The organism is Rhizobium sp. PDO1-076 (genome assembly GCF_000247475.1).
GTDB lineage: Bacteria > Pseudomonadota > Alphaproteobacteria > Rhizobiales > Rhizobiaceae > Allorhizobium.
On the sequence record NZ_AHZC01000290.1, the window covers coordinates 1 to 1,225 of the forward strand.

Below are 1,225 nucleotides of genomic sequence, written 5' to 3' on the forward strand. Positions count from 1 at the left end.
GCGGGACTCGGAAAAACTGATACACTCTGCGGGCCTCAATCGGAGAAGGCTCATGAAGTCCCGAGGTCCATATCGACGGCATTCTACGCCGTTCAAATTGCAGCTTTGCCAGGATATCCGAAACGGCGTCATTGGACGGCGCGATGCGCAGCGCACCTATGGCGTTTCGGCAAACCTCATCCAGTTATGGCTGACGCAGTTCGATCGCGGCGAACTGAACGATGAGGAAGCAGAGGCTAGCGTTATTGCCGAGTACGAGGCCCACATTGCGGCGCTTGAACGCAAGGTCGGCCAGCTCACGATGGAGCTGGACCTGGTGAAAAAAACTCCGCGCCAGCCGATCGCCGGCGACAGCGGGAACTCCTCCATCATCACCGGTCCCCGGCCTGTTCTATCAGACGGGGGTGCAAAATGATCGATCTCCCGAGAAGCAGCTATTATTATCGATCAACTGCGAGAGCGTTGAACCTTGGGGATGCGAAACTCGTTGAAATCATTGAGGATATCCAGGACGAGCTGCCCTGCTACGGATACCGACGCGTAACGCACGAGCTTCAGCGAAGAGGCCACTTGGTCAACCACAAGCGTGTCGCCCGCGTCATGCGGGCCAACGGCCTCGGGATCAAGCCTCGCAAGCGGTATGTGCGCACAACAGACAGCAATCACGATTCACCGATCTACCCGAACCTTTATCGCAATGTGATCCCATCGCAGCCTGACATGGTCTGGGTGGCCGACTTCACATACATCCGCATAGACGTGGGCTTTTGCTATCTCGCCGTCATTCTCGACGCTTGCAGCCGCAAAGTCGTCGGCTATGGCCTGTCGAAGCGCCTGGATACACCGCTGGCACTGGCAGCATTGCGTTCGGCGCTTGAGAACAGAAAGCCTCCGACCGGCTGCATTCATCATACGGACCGAGGATGCCAATACGCGAGTGAGACCTATCGACGAGCGCTCGATGCCGCCGGACTGCAGGGTTCCATGAGCGCCGTCGGCAACCCTTATCACAATGCTCAGGCAGAGAGCTTCATGAAAACACTGAAAGTCGAGGACGTCTACATCGCTGGCTACGAGACGTTCGCGGATGTGGCCGAACGCTTGCCCAGGTTCATTGAGGAGATCTACAATGCCAAGCGGCTGCACTCGGCCCTTGGCTACATGTCGCCGGTAGAATTTGAAACCCAACTCGCCCAGCAGGCTGCTTAGTTTGAAGCGCCTCGCT

The 1,225-nt window shown here is 57.3% G+C and carries 2 protein-coding genes; both read left to right on the forward strand.

The genetic code is table 11. The features are described from left to right. A partial coding sequence (locus PDO_RS15285) for a hypothetical protein (protein ID WP_244426464.1) occupies positions 1–415 on the forward strand: 415 nt, incomplete at its 5' end. Further along, a complete protein-coding gene (locus tag PDO_RS15290) occupies positions 412–1,209 on the forward strand; it encodes an IS3 family transposase (RefSeq protein WP_007603603.1) in 798 nt (265 codons plus the stop codon). The genes PDO_RS15285 and PDO_RS15290, both read left to right, overlap by 4 nt. Positions 1,210–1,225 lie beyond the last annotated feature (16 nt).